This window comes from Halopiger xanaduensis SH-6 (assembly GCF_000217715.1).
Lineage (GTDB): Archaea > Halobacteriota > Halobacteria > Halobacteriales > Natrialbaceae > Halopiger > Halopiger xanaduensis.
In genome coordinates this window covers 123,286-138,996 of record NC_015666.1, presented here as the reverse complement: position 1 = coordinate 138,996, position 15,711 = coordinate 123,286, and the positions used below count along the sequence as shown (strand labels likewise).

Genomic DNA, 15,711 nt, shown 5'->3' with positions numbered 1-15,711 from the left:
TCGCATATGATCACCTGCACCAACTGCGAAACCCCACAGTTCCTGCAGATCACGCAGAGCCGGGTCTACTTCGAGGACGGTGAGGTCATCAACGAGATCTCCGAGACCTACGAGTGCACCCTCTGCGGGTCGACCGGCCAGTACATCTACGACGACGACCACGACGAGGAAACCGTCACCGGCGACGTCGAACTCACCAAGGAGCGACCGAAGTACGCGTGACCGCGGCGCGCGGCTCTACGAGATCCACGACTCGTCTCGACTCGGTCCGGGACACCTGGATACGATACAACAGACCGCTCCGGTGATCGCGGTGATTGATTTCAGTTCGCGGCCGTTTTCGAAGGCGTAATTGCATTCGGATTCGCCGTCAGTCGGGCCCGCTTCGCTCCTCCGTCTCCTCGCGACTCCCGCTTTCGCTTCGCTCGAGAGCGACCTGCTCGTCGGTCCCTGTCTCGAGCGGCTTCTTCGATTTCCGCCGTCCTTTCCCGCGGTGGCGGCGCGTGATCGCCGTGCGCCGGTGCTCGAGGTCCCACTCCTCGAAGAGGCCGTACTCCTGCATCGTCCGCATCCCGGCGATGGCCGCGGTGAGTTTGATGCCGACCAGCGGGATGTCCGCGACCGAGACGATCACGTCCGCTCGCAGGATTGCGCCGTCCCGGAGCAGGACGTCGAGGACGTCTACGAGCGTTTCCTCGTCCTTGCGCGGTCTCATGGCTCACGTCGTTGCTCCCGACCGTGGGTTTGACTGTCATCCGGTTCACCGCTCCCGCCGCCGAGCTCCGGCGCAAACGTGTACGGCGGCCACGGGCCCGTAAACCGGACCTCGAGGCCGTCCTCGGCCGCCACGTCGTCGAGGATCGAGCCGATTTCGCTCTCGGCGTCCTCGTGGGCGAGCAGGGTGAGTCGGCAGAGGGTTTCGCCGCCGTCGTCGGCACTGCCATCGCTCTCAGCGCCGCTACCGCCGCTATCGTCCGCCACTGCATCGTCCAGCGACGCCGTCGGCGACCGCTCGAGCGAGTGGACCTCCCGCGCGGCGTCGGCGAGTCGCTCCTCGAGGTCGGCGGTCAACGATTCGCGACGGGCCGCCCGGACCTCGTTGAGCCGCTGATCGAGTTTCTTCTCGAGCAGGAAGGCCGTCCCCTCTCCGGAGTCGCCGATCTTCGCGTCGAGTTCGCGGAGCCGCTCGTCGCGCTCGATCAGTGCCGCGTCCTCGATCGGGTCGCGTTCGACGACCTCGACGCGGTACTCCCAGTGGTCCGCCAGCCCCGACAGCGCGCGCTCGAGGGTGTCCCGTTCCTCGCGGAGCCACTCGCGGACGCGCTCGTCGTCGCCGCGGAGGATGGTGTCGAACTGGAACGGGATCGGCGTCCCGAAGGCCTGTCCGGCCTCGTCGACGACCGTCTGGTGGCGCACGAGCCACCGCCGGACCTGCGCGAGGTCCGCGGAGTCGTAGATGCCGTCGCAGGCGTGGACGACCGCGCCGATGCCGTCCTCGACGACGACCGAGACGGGTTCGCCGTCGACGCCGGTGGTGTCGAGGGTCGCAGTCGCGTCGTCCTCGGAATCGGCCCCCTCTGCGCCGTCGTTGTCCACCTGGACGATACAGTAGAGGTATCGCCCCTCGTCGATCTCCGGGACTTCGCCGGCGGCGTCGGCGTCTGCATCAGCGTCGACGCCCTCGAGTCGCTCGTCGCGACTGGCCCGTTCGGAGTCGGCCTCCGAGCCGGGATCGTTCGCGCTCACTGCTCGTCACCTCCGAACACGGAGTAGCCGGGTTTGCGGGTCATCGTCGGCTCGCCGTGGAGTTGCTCGATCGCGTCGTTGACCAGCCCGTCGAGGTCGCCGCGCAGGTCGTCGACGCCGTCCTCGATCCCCTCGTCTTCTTTGAGTTGCTCGATCTCCGCCTCGATCGTCGCGAGTTGCTCGCCGAGCCGTTCGATCTCCTCGTCCGCGAGGTTGCCCGACTCCATGCGCCGGACCGCCTCGCGCTCGAGGGCGTCCATCAGGATCTCGACGACGGTGACGACGAGCGTGACCAGTCCCTGCCGGGCGTCCTCACCGTCGCCGACGTCTATCTTAGTCACGTTAGTTCCCCTCCGTTGTCTCGTCGGATTCCGTTTCGCTGTTCGTAGCATCGCTCCCGTCATCACCGTCGTTTTCAGCGCTCGAGTCGCTCGAGTCGTCGCCGCTGATCAGATCGACTCCGCCGCTGGTCGGCCGATCGGGATTCGGGCGCGCACCGACGCGTTCGCTGCCGCGGGCCGGCGGTTCGTCGCTCTCGGTGCCGCCGTCCGCGCTCTCCGATTCGCCTGCGTCGTCCGCACGCTCTCCCTCGAGCCGTTCCTCGTCCGCGTAGCGCTCGTCGGCCGTCGCGTTGACCCCGCGGGTCGGATCGATCGGCGGTTTCGGCCGCTCCATCTCCGCGAGTTCCGGATCGCCGGCGGCCTCCGCGACCCGGCGCATGTCCGTCCCCTCGGGGAACTCGAGACCGTACTTCGCCGCGGTCTCGAAGGAGGCGATGGCGGCTCGGAGCTGGACGCCGAGCAGTTGCGTGTCGCCGATCGAGACGGCGATGTCAGCGTTGATGACGATCCCCTTGTCGAGCAGCATCTCGACGACTTCGGCGAGGTCGGCCTTCTGCCGGCTCGGCTGGAAGTCGTCAACCACGGCGATCACCTCGCGGGGTCGCCGCCGGCGCTCGCGTTTCGAATCGTTCGGTCACCTCGTTTGCCGCCGTCCGTCGTGGTGGTGTTGGTGTTGGTGGGTCGATCATCGTCGGGATTCCTCCTGAGTCCGCTGTCGCTGTTCCTCCTGATTCCGCCGTCGCTGTTCCTCCTGATTCCGCCGTCGCTGTTTCTCGCGCTCGATCTCGAACCGTCGGCCGTAGATCCGCTTGCGCGTGGGCGCCGTCGAGTACTTGACCGACTGCGGGACCGTCGAGTACCGGGCGCCGCCCCCGAGGTCGCGGCGATCGACCGGCACCGTCGAGGACGCCGTCGGATTCCGCGAGTTCGTACTCATATCCTGCCGGCGCATCCGCTCGCGGTTGAACTCGTAGAGTTGCTCGAACTTCTCGTGGGTCTCGAGCAGCGCCGAGCGGAAGGCGTCGATTCCCTTCATCGCCTGCTGCTGGATGAACACCTGATAGGCCTCCGGATCCTCTGCCGGGTCGGGCGAGCCGAGCATGTTCTTCGCCTCTTCCGCGCCGAGGTCGGTCTCGAGCAGGTCGCCGTCGTCATCGTCGTCGCCCCCGAGCAGCGACCCGTCGTCGTCAGTGATGTCCGAGATGGCGTCCTCGACCATCCCGGCGTCCTCGCCGTCGCCGAGGGCGTCGACTGCGTCCTCGAGTTCCTGTTTCTCCTGCCAGAGGTCGCCCAGATCGGTCGCGTCCCAGGCGTTCAGCAGGTTGATCGCCCGGAACAACTGAGTGAAATTGACGAGATCGGTGGCTCCGGCATCCTCATCGGCCAGGACATCGGGAATCTCGCCGATCTCGATCGCTTCGAGCAGTTCGTCCCCGTTGACCGCCTCGGGCAGTTCACTGAAGTCGATCGCCTCGATCAGGTCCTCCGCTTCCGTCGCGACCCGTGCGAGGGTTTCGACGTCGCCCAGCAACTCCTCGAGCGTGTCGTTCTCGAGATTTTCGAGGTTCTCGACGCCCCCCAGACAATCCTCGACGTTCGTGAGACAGTCCTCGGCCTCCTCGAGGAGGGCGCCGAAGTCGAGTTCGTCGGCATCGGCGGATTCGGCGTCGCTCATTCGTCCTCGCCTCCCCGTTCGGATTCGGACGCCGACTCCGGCACGACACGAACCGCGAGCACGCCGTTTTTGATCGTCGCCTGCGCGCTCCGGTCGTCCCAGGGCACGTCGACGCGCTCGAGTTCCCGGTCGGAGACGCCGACGACGAGCGTCGACCCGTCGAAGCCGACCGTCACCTCGTCGGGGTCGACGCCGGCGACGTCGGCCGTGACGAGCAGTTCGTCGTCGTAGGCTCGCGTCGTCACGTGGTGGTCGCTCGAGGGGAACGACGAACTGTACCGCCGGCCGTTCGGACCCGTTCGGTCGTCGTCGCGGCGGTCGGGTCGGTCTCGGTTGCGGTCGCGCCCGAACGGCGCCCGCTCGCCGCCCCGCCTCGCGTCGTCCAGGAGGTCCTCTCCGGACCGGATCGAGACGTCGTAGTCGATCACGGAGCGATCGCCGCGGCGCCGACCGGTCGATCTGTACTCGTCGTCATCACTTTCAGCCGTCCCCTTCCGGTCGTCCTCGAGGGAGAGCAGGGCGTCGAGCAGGCTCGAGAGCCAGTGGTCGTCGCGCGACGCGTCTCGGTCTCGATCTCGATCGCGGTCCCGGTCGTCCGGTGGATTCTCTGTCATTACGATTTCACCTCTACGCGGCCGCTCGCGAGTCGTTCGTGGACCTCCCGAGCGAACTCGATCTCCGCCTCGAGTTCCTCCTTGCGGCGCCGGTACTCCTCCTCGGAGCGTTCGCCGAGTTCGTACAGCAGTTGGTTCTCCTTGAGGTCGGCTTCCAGCGCCTCGAGGTCGTACATCTCGTCGAGCGCCATCGTGTGGAGCGTGTCGACGATGCCGACGACGGGCCGGAACAGGAGGTCGTCGAGGATGAACATGGATTGGTTGTGAGTCTTGGTCTTGAGTCGCGGTTGATCGTCAGCGATTACTGCTGGGCGCCGATTTTGACGTCGACGAAGCTGTACGGCGCGAACGGGCCCGTGTACCGGAAGGTTAGGTCCTCGCGCTTCTCTTCCAGCCGGGCGACCGCCTCGTCGAACGCCTCGCGCTCGTCGCGGTCGATCAGATACGACCGGTTGAGCACGAGCCGGTCGCTGAACAGGTCGTTCGGCACCGACTGGGCCGCGATCGGCTCGAGTTCGCCGGCGACGGTCTCCTCGACCGCCTCGGTGTCGACGTCGGCGTCCGCGTCGCGGACGACCTTGAGGCCCAGTTCGAACCGTCCTTCGACATCGTTCATCGCGCGCCGGAACGCGGGCCGTGCGCCCCGGAGGACGTTCTTCAGCGTGCGGTCGCTCTCGAAGGCCATCCCGAACTGCATCGGCACGATCGACCGGCCGCCGTCGTACTCCATGACTTCGCGGAGGACGTCGTCGTGGCGCTGCGCGTCCTCGTCGGTCTCCTCGGGATCGGTGGTGTCGATGTCGGAGACGACGGCCCCGATGCGGCGGTGCGAGATCGTGTAGACGCGGTCGGCGCCGCCGACGGCGTCGGTCTCGAACTCGATCGGCTCCTCGGTGCCGTCGACGATGCCGTAGACGTAGCGGTTGGTCATGGGCGACTCACCCGCGGCTTTGGCTGCGTCGATACGCGCGCGCTGAGGTCGTCGAAACGGATCGATCGAGCGGATATCATGGGATGGCGAGGGAGTCGAATCGGTGTCGGCTCGACTCGAGGCCGGTGTCGCAGCCGTCGACCGTCGAACGGCGACCGCCGACCGCGCCAGTTCGGTCCGGCCCGGTGCTGGCGCCACCTACGGGTACGCGACCTCGAGCGACCGATCACGGTCGTCGTGTGCGTTTCATCACCCCCGGGTGTCACGGTGGTGCTTGCAATCGCCGTGTGGGTGCGGGTAGCCGCCGTCATCGGAACTACCAAACGCGACCGGACGGGCGGATCGAGCACTGTGGGTCGAGTATGCGGCCGCTAGCTTGCAGACGCAGCGCCAGCCGTGTTACGACACCGCGGAGAACGATGGGTCGTATGGCACAACCACAGCGAAGGCCCGATTCCTCGAGTCTGGCGGAAGTACTGGACCGGATCCTCGACAAGGGCGTCGTCATCGACGTCTGGGCGCGGATCTCCGTCGTCGGGATCGAACTGCTGACGATCGAGGCGCGCGTCGTGGTCGCCTCCGTCGACACGTTCCTGCACTACGCGGAGGAGATCGCAAAAATTGAGCAAGCCACCGCGGAGGGCGATCTCGAGGAACTGGAGGAGCTCGAGGTCGAGCCGCGGCCCGAATCGTCGCCACAGTCAGCCGCCGAATAATCCACATGGCCGACGACTCCGCGCGCAAGCGCAAGGTCCGCGGTCGGAAGATCAGGGACGACCGCTCCTCGAAGGAGGGTCGGCGAGCGAAGAAAGAACTCGCGCGGAAGGCGTCGAACGCCGGCGAGCGCAACGGCGACAGTCCTCTCTCGGATCCCGGCGAGGTCGCCCCCGAACCGTTCGTCGAGACCGACGCCGTCCAGTCGCTGCGCGGCCGCATCACGGGCTGGCTCGAGGCCGACCAGCCGGTCCACCTGATCGGCCCCACCGGCTGTGGTAAGACGGCGCTCGCGCTGTCGGCCGCCGCCGAACGCGGCCGGCCAGTTGTCTGGATCAACGGCGACGAGGCGGTCGACACCGCGGCGCTGGTCGGCGACCACGCCGGCGGCGAACGATACAAGGAGGACGACCGCTTCGTCAGCGGCGTCAGCAAGCAGACCGAGATCGTCCGCGAACGGTGGGTCGACAACCCCCTCTCCGTCGCGGTGCGAGAGGGCGCGACGCTCGTCTACAACGAGTTCTCGCGCTCCGATCCCGCCGCTCACAACGTCCTCCTGTCGGTCTTCGAGGAGGGCGTCTTAGAGCGACCCGGCAAGCGCGGCGACGACCGGTCGATCGACGTCCACCCCGAGTTCCGGGCGATCTTCACGTCCAACGACGTGGAGTACGCGGGCGTCCACGAGCAGCAGGACGCGCTGCTCGACCGGTTCGTCGGCGTCCACGTCGACTACTACGACGACGAGACCGAGCGCGAGATCGTCCGCTCGCACGTCGAGCTCTCCGACGAGGGCGTCGAGACGGTCGTCGACGCAACGCGCGCGCTGCGGGACGATCTCGATATCGTCGTCGGGACCCGCGCGGCGATCACGGCCGCGAAGGGGCTGGCGGTTTTCGACGGCGCTGGGAACAGCGAGGCCAGCGAAAACGGCCAGTTCGACGACGACCTGCTCGCGGAGGTCTTCACCGACGTGCTCTCGCCGAAGGTGACCGGCGACCAAACCGACGTGGACGACCTGCGATCGCGGATTCGCGAGGCGATCTGAGGCAGAGACGAACCGACACACGACTACCCGAAAGCGACCCAACAGGTCCGGACCAATGGCCGAAGCCGATACCGATACCCAACAATCGAACGATCAGTGCAAGGCGCTCACCGAGGACGGAGAGCGCTGTTCGCGTCCGGCCAAGGACGACGGGTTCTGCTTCCAGCACGACGAGAGTGATCCAACAGTGAGCGACAGTCAAGCAGTCGAGGACGAACAGGCCGAGGAAGACGAACAGGCCGAGCAGCCGGCCGACGCCGAAAGCGAGGAGGAACCTCGAAGCCGCGACCTCGGCGCCGACATGACCGCCGAGGAAAAGACCGACCCCGACGAGGTCGACGCGGACGTCGACACCGATCACGAGGAGATCGAGGGCGTCCTCGCCGTTCGGCGAACCGTCCAGTCGTCGGCCGGTGAACTCATCGGCCGCGAGTTCGACGCCGTCAGCGAGATCGCGCCGACCGACGACGGCTGGCGCGCCGTCGTCGAGGTCGTCGAACGCCGCGCCGTCCCCGACACGCAGGACATCATCGGCCGGTACGAGATCGAACTCAACGAGAACGCGACCGTCCACGGCTACCGCCGCCTCGACCGCTACCGGCGCGGCGACACCGCCGCGTTCGACTGACGGTCGTCGCCGGCACTCGTCCGATCCGGATCGGATCACTCGCCCGTCGCTCCCGTCCGATAGCGGGTCGTGTGTCGATCGCCGCTATTTTCCTCCGCCGTCCGTGTCGCACCGTAACGACGATAGGCGACGGATCCGTCACATCAACCGAATACCGTGACATCTGTCCGCGTTCGGGGGATCGACATCGACGACGACACTCGCTGCGCTCACTACCACACTGTGCGCGACGTCGTCGCCTTCCGGTTCAACTGCTGCGACGGCTACTTCCCCTGTTTTCGCTGTCACGAGGCACTAACGGACCACGAGGGCGTTCCGTGGCCCCGCGAGCGGTTCGACGAGCCGTCGGTGCTCTGCGGCGTCTGCCGAACCGAACTCACCGTTCCCGAGTATCTCGAGGCCGACTACCGGTGTCCGGCCTGCGATGCTGCGTTCAATCCGGGCTGCGCGGCTCACGCTGAATTGTACTTCGAGACCGACGAGTAACGGATTCGAACCGAGATGCGAACCGGGTGCTCAGTCGTCCGCCGGCGACGGAACCGACGGTCGCGGCTCGCTCTCCTCGAGCTCGCTGGACTCGCCACGAATCGCGGCCTCGGTGTCCGCCGTAAGGTCGTTGACGACCGCGCGGCCGTCGCGCTCGCGGACCACCAGGCCGTCGTCCTCGAGCGCCGAGAGGTGGTGCGAGACGGTGCTGGGATCGCGCTCGAGTTCGTCGGCGAGTCGACCGTTGTTGACCGGCCCGAGGTCGGCCAGCGCCTCGAGCACCTCCCGCTTCGCCGGTTCGGCGAGCGCGGCGTGGAGCGCGACGTCGTCCTCGTCCTCGACGGTGAAGTATCGCCGTTTGCCGTCGATCGTAACCGAGGCGATCAGGCCTTCTTCCTCGAGGACGCGCACGTGGTGGCGCACGGTCGACAGCGAGACGTCCTGCCGGTCGCCCACCTCGGAGAGGTAGCAGCCGGGTTCCGCCCGGATCAGATCGTAAATAGCCTCGCGGCGCTCGTTCTCGAGCGGATCGGAGTCGTCGTACCGGCTGTAGCCGAGGACGGAGAGAAGTTCGGCGGGCGCCAGCGAGAGGAGGCGGCGGAGCCACCGGCCCTGCGTCGGGTTCAGCCAGTTCGCGACGAGGTTGCTCGCAGTACTGCCGAGCCCAGCGCCCGTTCCGGCACCCGCGCCAGCACCAGCCCCAGCGCCGGCACCGGCGCTCGACGCTCCCGCAGCGGCTGCGCTCGAGGCTGTGATCGTCCCCATGAGCCCGACGAGCACCGCGTCCGTCGCCGTGTCGTCTTTCGACGGAGTCGTTGGCGGGACAGCGTCCGACTGCGAGTGTGAATCCGACTCACCGACCGACCCCGTCGAATTCGAGGACTGGCTCGAGCCGCTGGCCGCCGATCCGCTTCCGCCCGCTCCGGAACCCGGATTGCCGGACTCGAGTCCGGCTTTCAGTGTCGTGTTTCCGGTATCGGCCACGCCGAGCGTAACGCCGAACCGAGCGTCCGTCTCGAGGAACGCGGCATCGTCGACGGTCGACGTCGTATTCTCCACCACCTCGTCCTCGGCAGAGTCCTCGAGTTCGTCCGCCGTTTCGTTCGTGGTATCCTCGAGCGGCTCAGTTACGTCGTCCGTCGCGTTCTCGAGGCTATCGGTTGTCTCGTTTGGCGTATCCTCGAGGCTGTCCGTCGTCTCGTTCGTTGCGTCCTCGAGGCTGTCCGTCCTTTCTTCGAGGTCGTCGCCGAGTTCCGTTTCGGCGTCGTCGGACTCGGTATCACCGTCGTTCGATGAGCTATCGGCGTCATCGAGCGAATCGTTCGTCTCGCTATCGTCGGTCTCGCCGCTCGTCGTGGCATCCTCGAGGGTCCCGTCGCTCTCCGGTTCATCGTCGTCGAGCGAGTCGTTGGTGTCACCGTCGGACGTCCCGTCGAGCGTCGTCTCGTCCACGATTGCATCGGTGAGCGACACGTCGACGTCGTCGCTCGCCGCCTCGAGTGACGATTCGCCGTCGGCTATCGGGGCGCCCGCCGCGGGCGCCGCGAACCCGCCGAGCAGGGCGAGGGCAGCGACGACGATCGCAACCGCTCGCGTCGACGGCCTCGAGTACATGGCGTATCCGTCCCTGCGAGATCGATCGTAATACGCTTTTCCGGTTTCGTGACTGTCAGCCGAACGAATATATGCAGCGTGCGAGCCGACCGAGCGGCTTCGAAACAGGTCGGCGGAGCGGCCGATCCAGCAAGGTATTTCCGCGTCGGGCGGCGGAATTCGAGTATGGATCCGGCGCTTGGCCCTCCCGAGGAGATGGCCGAGAAACGCGACGAGCTGACGCCGATGATGCGTCAGTACCACGATCTCTGCGAGCGCTACGACGACGCGATCGTCCTCTTCCAAGTCGGCGATTTCTACGAAACCTTCTGCGGCGCAGCGGAACGAACGGCGCGGGTGCTCGAGGTCGCCCTGACCAGCCGCGAGGACTCCACCGGCGAGTACCCGATGGCCGGCATCCCGATCGACAACGCTGAATCGTACATCGAGGAACTGCTCGAGGCCGGCTACCGGGTCGCCGTCGCCGACCAGGTCGAGGAGCCGGGCGAGACCTCGGGCGTCGTCGAGCGGGCCGTCACGCGGGTCATCACCCCGGGCACGCTCACCGAGGACGAACTGCTGGCCAGCGACGACAACAACTTCGTCGCGGCCGTCGCCCGCGGGGCCGACAACGGCGACGCCGGCCCGGACGCCGAACTCGCCTTGGCTCTGCTGGACGTCTCGACCGGCGACTTCCTCGCGACGAGTTCGGCCTCGAGGGAGTCCATCGCGGACGAAGTGAGCCGGTTCGATCCCGCGGAGGCCGTCGTCGGGCCGGACGCGCCGACGGACCTGTTCCCCGCCGAGTGCATGGTGACGCCGTACGACGAGCGGACGTTCGACCGCGAGCGCGCGGGCGAGAAGCTCGCCACGTACTTCCGGAATCCCGACGCCCTGCTGGCCGGCGACGCCGAGATTCGGGCCTGCGGAGCGCTGCTCTCCTACGCGGAGTACGTCCGCGGCGGCGCACACGAGGGCGAACGCGGCGAGGACGACGGCGACACCGAGGCGCGAGACCCGGCTAACGAACCGCAGGACGGCAACCCCCTCGACTACATCACCCACCTCACGCGGTACGATCCCCGCGAGTACCTCCTGCTCGACGCCGTCGCGCTGCGCAGCCTCGAGCTGTTCGAGCCCCGGACCGTCCACGGCCGGGACGACGCGACGCTCGTGGGCGTTCTCGACGAGACTTCGAGCGCCTTGGGCGGCCGGAAGTTGCGCGACTGGCTCCGGCGACCGCTGCTCGAGCCCGAGCGAATCGAGGCGCGGTTAGATGCGGTCGAGGAACTGACGAGCGCGGTCCAGACTCGCGAGGAACTCCACGAACTGCTGCGGGAGGTCTACGATTTGGAGCGGCTGATCGGCCGCATCTCCCGCGAACGTGCCAATGCCCGGGACCTGCGCTCGCTGCGGGACACGCTGGCAGTCGTCCCCGACATTCGGGCCGAGATCGCCGACGCGGACTGCGAGCGACTCCGGCGGCTCCACGAGAACCTCGATCCGCTGGTCGACGTGCGCGAGTTGATCGACGACGCCGTCGTCGCGGACCCGCCGATCGAGATCACCGAGGGCGGGATCATCGCCGAGGGGTACGACGAGGATTTAGACGATCTGCGGTCGACCGCCCGCGACGGCGAGCAGTGGATCGACAACTTGGAGGAACGGGAACGCGAACGGACCGGCATCGACTCGCTGAAGGTCGGCCACAACTCGGTCCACGGCTACTACATCGAGGTCACGAATCCGAACCTCGATTCGGTGCCGGAGGACTACCAGCGCCGCCAGACGCTGAAGAACTCCGAACGGTTCGTCACGCCCGAACTCAAGGAGCGCGAGGACGAGATCGTCGGCGCAAAGCAGCGCGCGGACGACCTCGAGTACGAACTGTTCCGCGAGGTGCGCCGCGAAGTCGCCGAGGAGGTCGAGCGCGTCCAGCACCTCGCCGACGCGCTCGCCACCCTCGACGCGCTCGTCTCGCTGGCGACGGCCGCAGCGCAGTACGATTACTGTCGGCCGGAGATTCTCGAGCGCGGCAATGGGAACGAAGGCGGCAGCAACGGTGACGGCACTAACCGCAGCCTCGAGATCGAGGGCGGGCGCCACCCCGTCGTCGAACGCACGCAGGAGTCGTTCGTTCCGAACGACGCGCACTTTACCGGCGATCGGCGGCTGGCGGTCATCACAGGGCCGAATATGTCGGGGAAATCGACCTACATGCGACAGGTCGCCCAGATCGTCCTGCTCGCGCAGGTCGGGAGCTTCGTCCCCGCCGGATCGGCGCGGCTGACGCCCGTCGATCGGATCTTCACCCGCGTCGGCGCCAGCGACGACATCGCCGGCGGCCGCTCGACGTTCATGGTCGAGATGGACGAACTCGCGACGATCCTGCGCGAAGCCGACGAGCGCTCGCTGGTCCTGCTGGACGAGGTCGGACGGGGAACCTCGACGGCCGACGGGATGGCCATCGCGCAGGCGATCACCGAACACCTCCACGACGAGGTCGGCGCGACGACCCTCTTCGCGACCCACCACCACCCGCTGACCGAACTCGCCGACGACCTCGAGGGTGCCTTTACGCTGCACTTCGAGGTCGACCAAGAGGACGGCGAGGTCGTCTTTCACCACGAGATCGCCCCCGGGGCGGCGACCGGCTCCTACGGCGTCGAGGTCGCGACTGCCGCAGGGGTGCCCGAGGACGTCGTCGAACGCTCGCGAGAACTGGTCGCGGAGGCGGCCGACGAGGGCGCGGACGCGCTCGAGGGTGCGGACGGCGTTTCCGACTCGAGCGCTGACGGTTCGGATTCGGACGCGCCGCTCGAGGCCGGCGAGCAGAGCGATACCGCGCCGGCGACCGCTGACGGTGGAGACATCCCGACCGACGTCGCCGCCGAACTCCGCGCGCTCGACCTCGCCCACCTCACGCCCGTCGAGGCGCTGACGGAGTTGGATCGGCTGAAGCGACTGCTCGAGGAGTAGTCAGTCTGAGCCGACTCGGGTCGTTACGCTGACTCGGACAGCGACTTCCGATACACGAGCAGATCGAACGGTTCCTCGAACGTCTCGACGCGCTCGCGACGCACTTCTTCGAAGCCGTTGGCCTCGTAGAGCCCGCGGGCCGCGGTCTGTCTCGCCATCGTGTCGAGGACGATTGCCGCGTATCCGCGGTCGCGAGCGCGGGCCTCGAGTGCCTCGTAGATCCGCTGGCCGTATCCCCGGCGCTGGTGCTCGGGCTCGACGCGCATGCGAGTCAGCACGACGGCCGACGCCGGCAGGTCCACGAAGTGCTCGAGGTAGTGGTCGTCCCCCGGCGGCCGGAACGCGCCTATCGCGACGATCCGAGCGTCGATCTCGCCCACGAGGAACGCGCCGCCGGCCTCGAGGTAGGTCTCCCGGATCGCCTCGAGATCTTCGTCCGGCCTATCTTCGGCGTAGGCGCCGACGTCTCGCATGGCCGCTTCGTGGAGTTCGCGAACGCGGTCCCGGTCCGCGGCCCGGTAGCGTCGGACGTATAGCTCGTCGCCCATGCTCGCCGATACGGTCCCGTTCACAAACGGACGTGTGGTATAACCAATATTTGTTGGGTGTCACGACGCACTTCAAAGGACGGGCGCGGCATTCCTTCTGACAGATACGACGGTGACTCGAGAACCCGTCCTCCTGCGAGCGACCGGGGCAGCCACTGTAAGGTTATTCCCGCTCGCCGTCGAACCCTCGAGTGAGACGGTAAGACGATGGGACGGCGGGTCGTCGCGGACGGCCCGATCGCGACGAGGACGGCGGTGCCCGTCCGCTCGAGGTGAGTACGCTCATGGCCGACCTAACCAGCGACACGTTCGACGACGGCGAACGGATTCCCGACCGCTACGGCTACGAGCGGGACAACGTCAACCCGCCGCTCGAGATCGAGGATCCGCCGGAGGAGGCCGAGACGTTCGCGCTGATCGTAGACGACCCGGACGCGGTCGAGCCGGCGGGCAAGGTGTGGGAGCACTGGATCGTCTGGAACGTTCCGTCGGAACAGACGGAGATTCCGGAGAACTGGGACCCCGACGACGCCGGCGCGTACGAGGCGACGAACGACTACGGCGAGACCGGCTACGGCGGCCCGAAGCCCCCGGATCGGGAGCACACCTACCGGTTCACGGTTTTCGCGCTGAATAACACGCTCGAGCTCGACGACGATCCCGATGCCGACGAGCTCCGAGACGCGATGGAGGGCCACGTAATCTCGCAGGCGACGCTCGAGGGGGCGTATCCGGCCTGAACGGAAAGACAGCTCGAGAGGCGTCGCGGACCGTTCGTTACGCTTTACTCTGACCGAGACGCGCGTTGATGCACGGACTCCCGAGGCCGTATCGTATGCTCGAGGAGCGGCGAAATGAAAGCGATCGTGCTGCTATCGTGGTGACGGTGAGTTGCCGCGCCACCGCAGAAGGGGAGAACGGTGCCGGTCTACTCCGCCGGCGGCTCGAGCGAGACGAACTCTAGCCCGTGCTCGACCAGCAGTCGGTCCGCGCGGTCCGTGACCGACGGGGCGACGAGAATCCCCCGAACGGTCGCGTCAGCGTGCAGATCGCGCTCTAAGGCGTCGACGTACCGCCGCAGTTGGCTCACGGCGTCCGGACCGACGCGGCGTCGCTTGAGTTCGACGACGACCGTCCGCTCTGCGGAGTCCTTGCCGTAGATGTCCACGGCGCCCGCCGGCGTCTCGCGCTCGGTCGCCAGCGGCGTGAAGCCGGGCTCGAGCAGGTCCGGCTCCGCCAAAATGTGCTCGCGGAGGTCCTCCTCGGTGCCGACCAGCGCGAGGTCGTTCTCGTCGGTGCCCGAGAACGCCGACACCTGCAGGACGGTCCCGAAGCTGACCCGGAGGCGCTCGTCGGGCGTCGACCGCACGCTCTCGAGGACGAGCCGGTCGTCCTCCTGATACACGTCGTGCTCGCAGCCCGGCGGCTGCCAGTTGACCGGCTGCTGACCCTCGTCGGTGTGGACCAGCGCCGCGCCGTCGGGTTTGAGCATGACGTGGCGATCGCCCGCCTCGAGCCGGCTCGAGGCGCGCCCCTCGTAGTCGACGGTACAGCGGCCGAAGACGGTCACGAGGGCGTCGCGCCCGATGCCGTCTGCGATCGTTTCACGCGCCGCCGCGAGGGCGGGTCGCTTGAGCGTTTCGACGCGGGTACTGTCCGGTAACTCGCTCACTGGGTCCAGCTAGCGGGGGCGCGGATAAAAGTGGCGCGACGACGCCCGACGGCACTCAGCTCGAGCGCACCCTCCGGATAACAAGGCTTATTTCCCGTCCCGCCCGCGTTCCAAAAACACGATGTCGAATCTGCCCTCGCGCCGTCGCTTTCTCGCGCTCACCGGCACCGGAACCACGGCGGCCCTCGCCGGCTGTTCACAGCTCGAATCGCTGACCCAATCGGACGACGGGACGAACGGCGACGCGGGCGGTGCGGTCACCGTCGCCGTCTCGCCGCCACAGGCGGAATTGGAGAGCCTCAACGAGCAACTCCAGAGCGGCGAACTCAACCGAACGGAGGCGCTCGACGAACAACAGGCGCTAAACGAAGATGCCGTCTCCGCCTTCGAAGACACCGCAAGCGACCGAGGGATTTCGGTCGAGGACTCCGCAGCCGAGTTCGGTCTCCTTCAGGTCACCGGCGACGACAGCGCGATCATGGATTCCCTCCGCAACGGCGATATCCGGGGCATCTATCCCGGCGACCAGTACGACGCCTTCGTGCAACAGGAACAGCAACGGGCCCAGCAACAGCGGATGATCGCGGAACAACAGCAACAACAGCAGGAGCAGCAGTCGGCCAACGAAACCAACGATTCCGACGCCGACAGCGGCAACGAGTCGGACGCCGACAACACGTCGGCGTCGGGCAACGAATCGGCCGAGTAACCCGCGACTTTCTTTCGGTTCTCGAGCGTC

The 15,711-nt window shown here is 67.3% G+C and carries 19 protein-coding genes; 8 read left to right on the top strand and 11 right to left on the bottom strand.

Annotated elements, in window-relative coordinates; genetic code table 11:
• Positions 1 to 6: 6 nt before the first annotated feature.
• Positions 7 to 222, top strand: a complete 216-nt coding sequence (locus tag HALXA_RS00720; RefSeq protein WP_013878370.1) for a hypothetical protein — start codon at positions 7 to 9, stop codon at positions 220 to 222.
• A 148-nt stretch (positions 223 to 370) separates the two neighbouring features.
• Here HALXA_RS00720 and gvpM read toward each other — a convergent pair whose 3' ends face one another.
• The 8 genes from gvpM to HALXA_RS00680 form a co-directional block, all read right to left on the bottom strand.
• Entirely contained in the window at positions 371 to 715 is a 345-nt protein-coding gene (gene gvpM, locus HALXA_RS00715; protein ID WP_013878369.1) for a gas vesicle protein GvpM, read from the bottom strand.
• Positions 712 to 1,746 carry a gas vesicle protein GvpL gene (gvpL, locus tag HALXA_RS00710; RefSeq protein WP_013878368.1) on the bottom strand — a complete coding sequence of 345 codons (1,035 nt, stop codon included), beginning with the start codon at positions 1,744 to 1,746 and terminating at the stop codon, positions 712 to 714. Before gvpL ends, gvpM begins: the two co-directional genes overlap by 4 nt.
• Positions 1,743 to 2,087, bottom strand: coding sequence for a gas vesicle protein K (locus HALXA_RS00705; protein WP_013878367.1), 345 nt, complete (start codon positions 2,085 to 2,087; stop codon positions 1,743 to 1,745). The genes gvpL and HALXA_RS00705 overlap by 4 nt, the downstream gene beginning before the upstream one ends.
• A 1-nt stretch (position 2,088) precedes the next feature.
• Complete coding sequence (gvpJ, locus tag HALXA_RS00700) at positions 2,089 to 2,670, bottom strand: gas vesicle protein GvpJ (protein ID WP_049895367.1); 582 nt, start codon at positions 2,668 to 2,670, stop codon at positions 2,089 to 2,091.
• Positions 2,671 to 2,772: 102 nt separating this feature from the next.
• Positions 2,773 to 3,762 carry a hypothetical protein gene (locus HALXA_RS00695; RefSeq protein ID WP_013878365.1) on the bottom strand — a complete coding sequence of 330 codons (990 nt, stop codon included), beginning with the start codon at positions 3,760 to 3,762 and terminating at the stop codon, positions 2,773 to 2,775.
• Positions 3,759 to 4,376 carry a hypothetical protein gene (locus tag HALXA_RS00690; RefSeq protein ID WP_013878364.1) on the bottom strand — a complete coding sequence of 206 codons (618 nt, stop codon included), beginning with the start codon at positions 4,374 to 4,376 and terminating at the stop codon, positions 3,759 to 3,761. The genes HALXA_RS00695 and HALXA_RS00690 overlap by 4 nt, the downstream gene beginning before the upstream one ends.
• Positions 4,376 to 4,630 (bottom strand): gas vesicle protein GvpF, encoded by a 255-nt coding sequence (gene gvpF, locus HALXA_RS00685; RefSeq protein ID WP_013878363.1) that lies wholly within the window; start codon positions 4,628 to 4,630, stop codon positions 4,376 to 4,378. Before gvpF ends, HALXA_RS00690 begins: the two co-directional genes overlap by 1 nt.
• A gap of 47 nt (positions 4,631 to 4,677) precedes the next feature.
• The gene (locus tag HALXA_RS00680) at positions 4,678 to 5,307 is read right to left on the bottom strand and encodes a GvpL/GvpF family gas vesicle protein (RefSeq protein ID WP_013878362.1); all 630 of its coding nucleotides are present in this window, start codon (positions 5,305 to 5,307) and stop codon (positions 4,678 to 4,680) included.
• Between the two features lie 428 nt (positions 5,308 to 5,735).
• Between HALXA_RS00680 and gvpA the strand changes: the two genes are divergently transcribed.
• The 4 genes from gvpA to HALXA_RS00660 all read left to right on the top strand — a co-directional run bounded on the left by gvpA (position 5,736) and on the right by HALXA_RS00660 (position 8,180).
• Positions 5,736 to 6,023 carry a gas vesicle protein GvpA gene (gvpA, locus tag HALXA_RS00675; protein WP_013878361.1) on the top strand — a complete coding sequence of 96 codons (288 nt, stop codon included), beginning with the start codon at positions 5,736 to 5,738 and terminating at the stop codon, positions 6,021 to 6,023.
• A gap of 5 nt (positions 6,024 to 6,028) precedes the next feature.
• The gene (gene gvpN, locus HALXA_RS00670) at positions 6,029 to 7,066 is read left to right on the top strand and encodes a gas vesicle protein GvpN (protein WP_013878360.1); all 1,038 of its coding nucleotides are present in this window, start codon (positions 6,029 to 6,031) and stop codon (positions 7,064 to 7,066) included.
• 55 nt (positions 7,067 to 7,121) lie between these two features.
• Positions 7,122 to 7,694, top strand: a complete 573-nt coding sequence (gene gvpO, locus HALXA_RS22630) for a gas vesicle protein GvpO, halophile-type (protein WP_013878359.1) — start codon at positions 7,122 to 7,124, stop codon at positions 7,692 to 7,694.
• A 156-nt stretch (positions 7,695 to 7,850) separates the two neighbouring features.
• A complete protein-coding gene (locus tag HALXA_RS00660; protein WP_013878358.1) occupies positions 7,851 to 8,180 on the top strand; it encodes a CHY zinc finger protein in 330 nt (109 codons plus the stop codon).
• A gap of 30 nt (positions 8,181 to 8,210) precedes the next feature.
• On the opposite strand, the gene HALXA_RS00655 is transcribed toward HALXA_RS00660, so the two are convergent.
• Entirely contained in the window at positions 8,211 to 9,794 is a 1,584-nt protein-coding gene (locus HALXA_RS00655) for a helix-turn-helix domain-containing protein (protein WP_013878357.1), read from the bottom strand.
• Positions 9,795 to 9,959: 165 nt separating this feature from the next.
• Between HALXA_RS00655 and mutS the strand changes: the two genes are divergently transcribed.
• Positions 9,960 to 12,752, top strand: a complete 2,793-nt coding sequence (gene mutS / locus HALXA_RS00650) for a DNA mismatch repair protein MutS (RefSeq protein WP_013878356.1) — start codon at positions 9,960 to 9,962, stop codon at positions 12,750 to 12,752.
• A 23-nt stretch (positions 12,753 to 12,775) separates the two neighbouring features.
• Here mutS and HALXA_RS00645 read toward each other — a convergent pair whose 3' ends face one another.
• A complete protein-coding gene (locus HALXA_RS00645) occupies positions 12,776 to 13,300 on the bottom strand; it encodes a GNAT family N-acetyltransferase (RefSeq protein WP_013878355.1) in 525 nt (174 codons plus the stop codon).
• Between the two features lie 284 nt (positions 13,301 to 13,584).
• Here HALXA_RS00645 and HALXA_RS00640 point away from each other — a divergent pair, with 284 nt between their 5' ends.
• Complete coding sequence (locus tag HALXA_RS00640) at positions 13,585 to 14,040, top strand: YbhB/YbcL family Raf kinase inhibitor-like protein (RefSeq protein ID WP_013878354.1); 456 nt, start codon at positions 13,585 to 13,587, stop codon at positions 14,038 to 14,040.
• A 188-nt stretch (positions 14,041 to 14,228) separates the two neighbouring features.
• Here the strand turns inward: HALXA_RS00640 and nucS are convergent, their stop codons facing one another.
• Positions 14,229 to 14,972, bottom strand: coding sequence for an endonuclease NucS (gene nucS / locus HALXA_RS00635; protein WP_013878353.1), 744 nt, complete (start codon positions 14,970 to 14,972; stop codon positions 14,229 to 14,231).
• Between the two features lie 121 nt (positions 14,973 to 15,093).
• Between nucS and HALXA_RS00630 the strand changes: the two genes are divergently transcribed.
• Positions 15,094 to 15,681 carry a hypothetical protein gene (locus HALXA_RS00630; protein WP_013878352.1) on the top strand — a complete coding sequence of 196 codons (588 nt, stop codon included), beginning with the start codon at positions 15,094 to 15,096 and terminating at the stop codon, positions 15,679 to 15,681.
• Positions 15,682 to 15,711 lie beyond the last annotated feature (30 nt).

Coding starts and splice junctions, on each gene's coding strand:
- HALXA_RS00720 (WP_013878370.1), top strand. CDS start 7: ATGATCACCTGCACCAACTGCGAAACCCCACAGTTCCTGCAGATCACG.
- gvpM (WP_013878369.1), bottom strand. CDS start 715: ATGAGACCGCGCAAGGACGAGGAAACGCTCGTAGACGTCCTCGACGTC.
- HALXA_RS00695 (WP_013878365.1), bottom strand. CDS start 3,762: ATGAGCGACGCCGAATCCGCCGATGCCGACGAACTCGACTTCGGCGCC.
- HALXA_RS00690 (WP_013878364.1), bottom strand. CDS start 4,376: ATGACAGAGAATCCACCGGACGACCGGGACCGCGATCGAGATCGAGAC.
- gvpF (WP_013878363.1), bottom strand. CDS start 4,630: ATGTTCATCCTCGACGACCTCCTGTTCCGGCCCGTCGTCGGCATCGTC.
- HALXA_RS00680 (WP_013878362.1), bottom strand. CDS start 5,307: ATGACCAACCGCTACGTCTACGGCATCGTCGACGGCACCGAGGAGCCG.
- gvpA (WP_013878361.1), top strand. CDS start 5,736: ATGGCACAACCACAGCGAAGGCCCGATTCCTCGAGTCTGGCGGAAGTA.
- gvpN (WP_013878360.1), top strand. CDS start 6,029: ATGGCCGACGACTCCGCGCGCAAGCGCAAGGTCCGCGGTCGGAAGATC.
- gvpO (WP_013878359.1), top strand. CDS start 7,122: ATGGCCGAAGCCGATACCGATACCCAACAATCGAACGATCAGTGCAAG.
- HALXA_RS00655 (WP_013878357.1), bottom strand. CDS start 9,794: ATGTACTCGAGGCCGTCGACGCGAGCGGTTGCGATCGTCGTCGCTGCC.
- mutS (WP_013878356.1), top strand. CDS start 9,960: ATGGATCCGGCGCTTGGCCCTCCCGAGGAGATGGCCGAGAAACGCGAC.
- HALXA_RS00645 (WP_013878355.1), bottom strand. CDS start 13,300: ATGGGCGACGAGCTATACGTCCGACGCTACCGGGCCGCGGACCGGGAC.
- HALXA_RS00640 (WP_013878354.1), top strand. CDS start 13,585: ATGGCCGACCTAACCAGCGACACGTTCGACGACGGCGAACGGATTCCC.
- HALXA_RS00630 (WP_013878352.1), top strand. CDS start 15,094: ATGTCGAATCTGCCCTCGCGCCGTCGCTTTCTCGCGCTCACCGGCACC.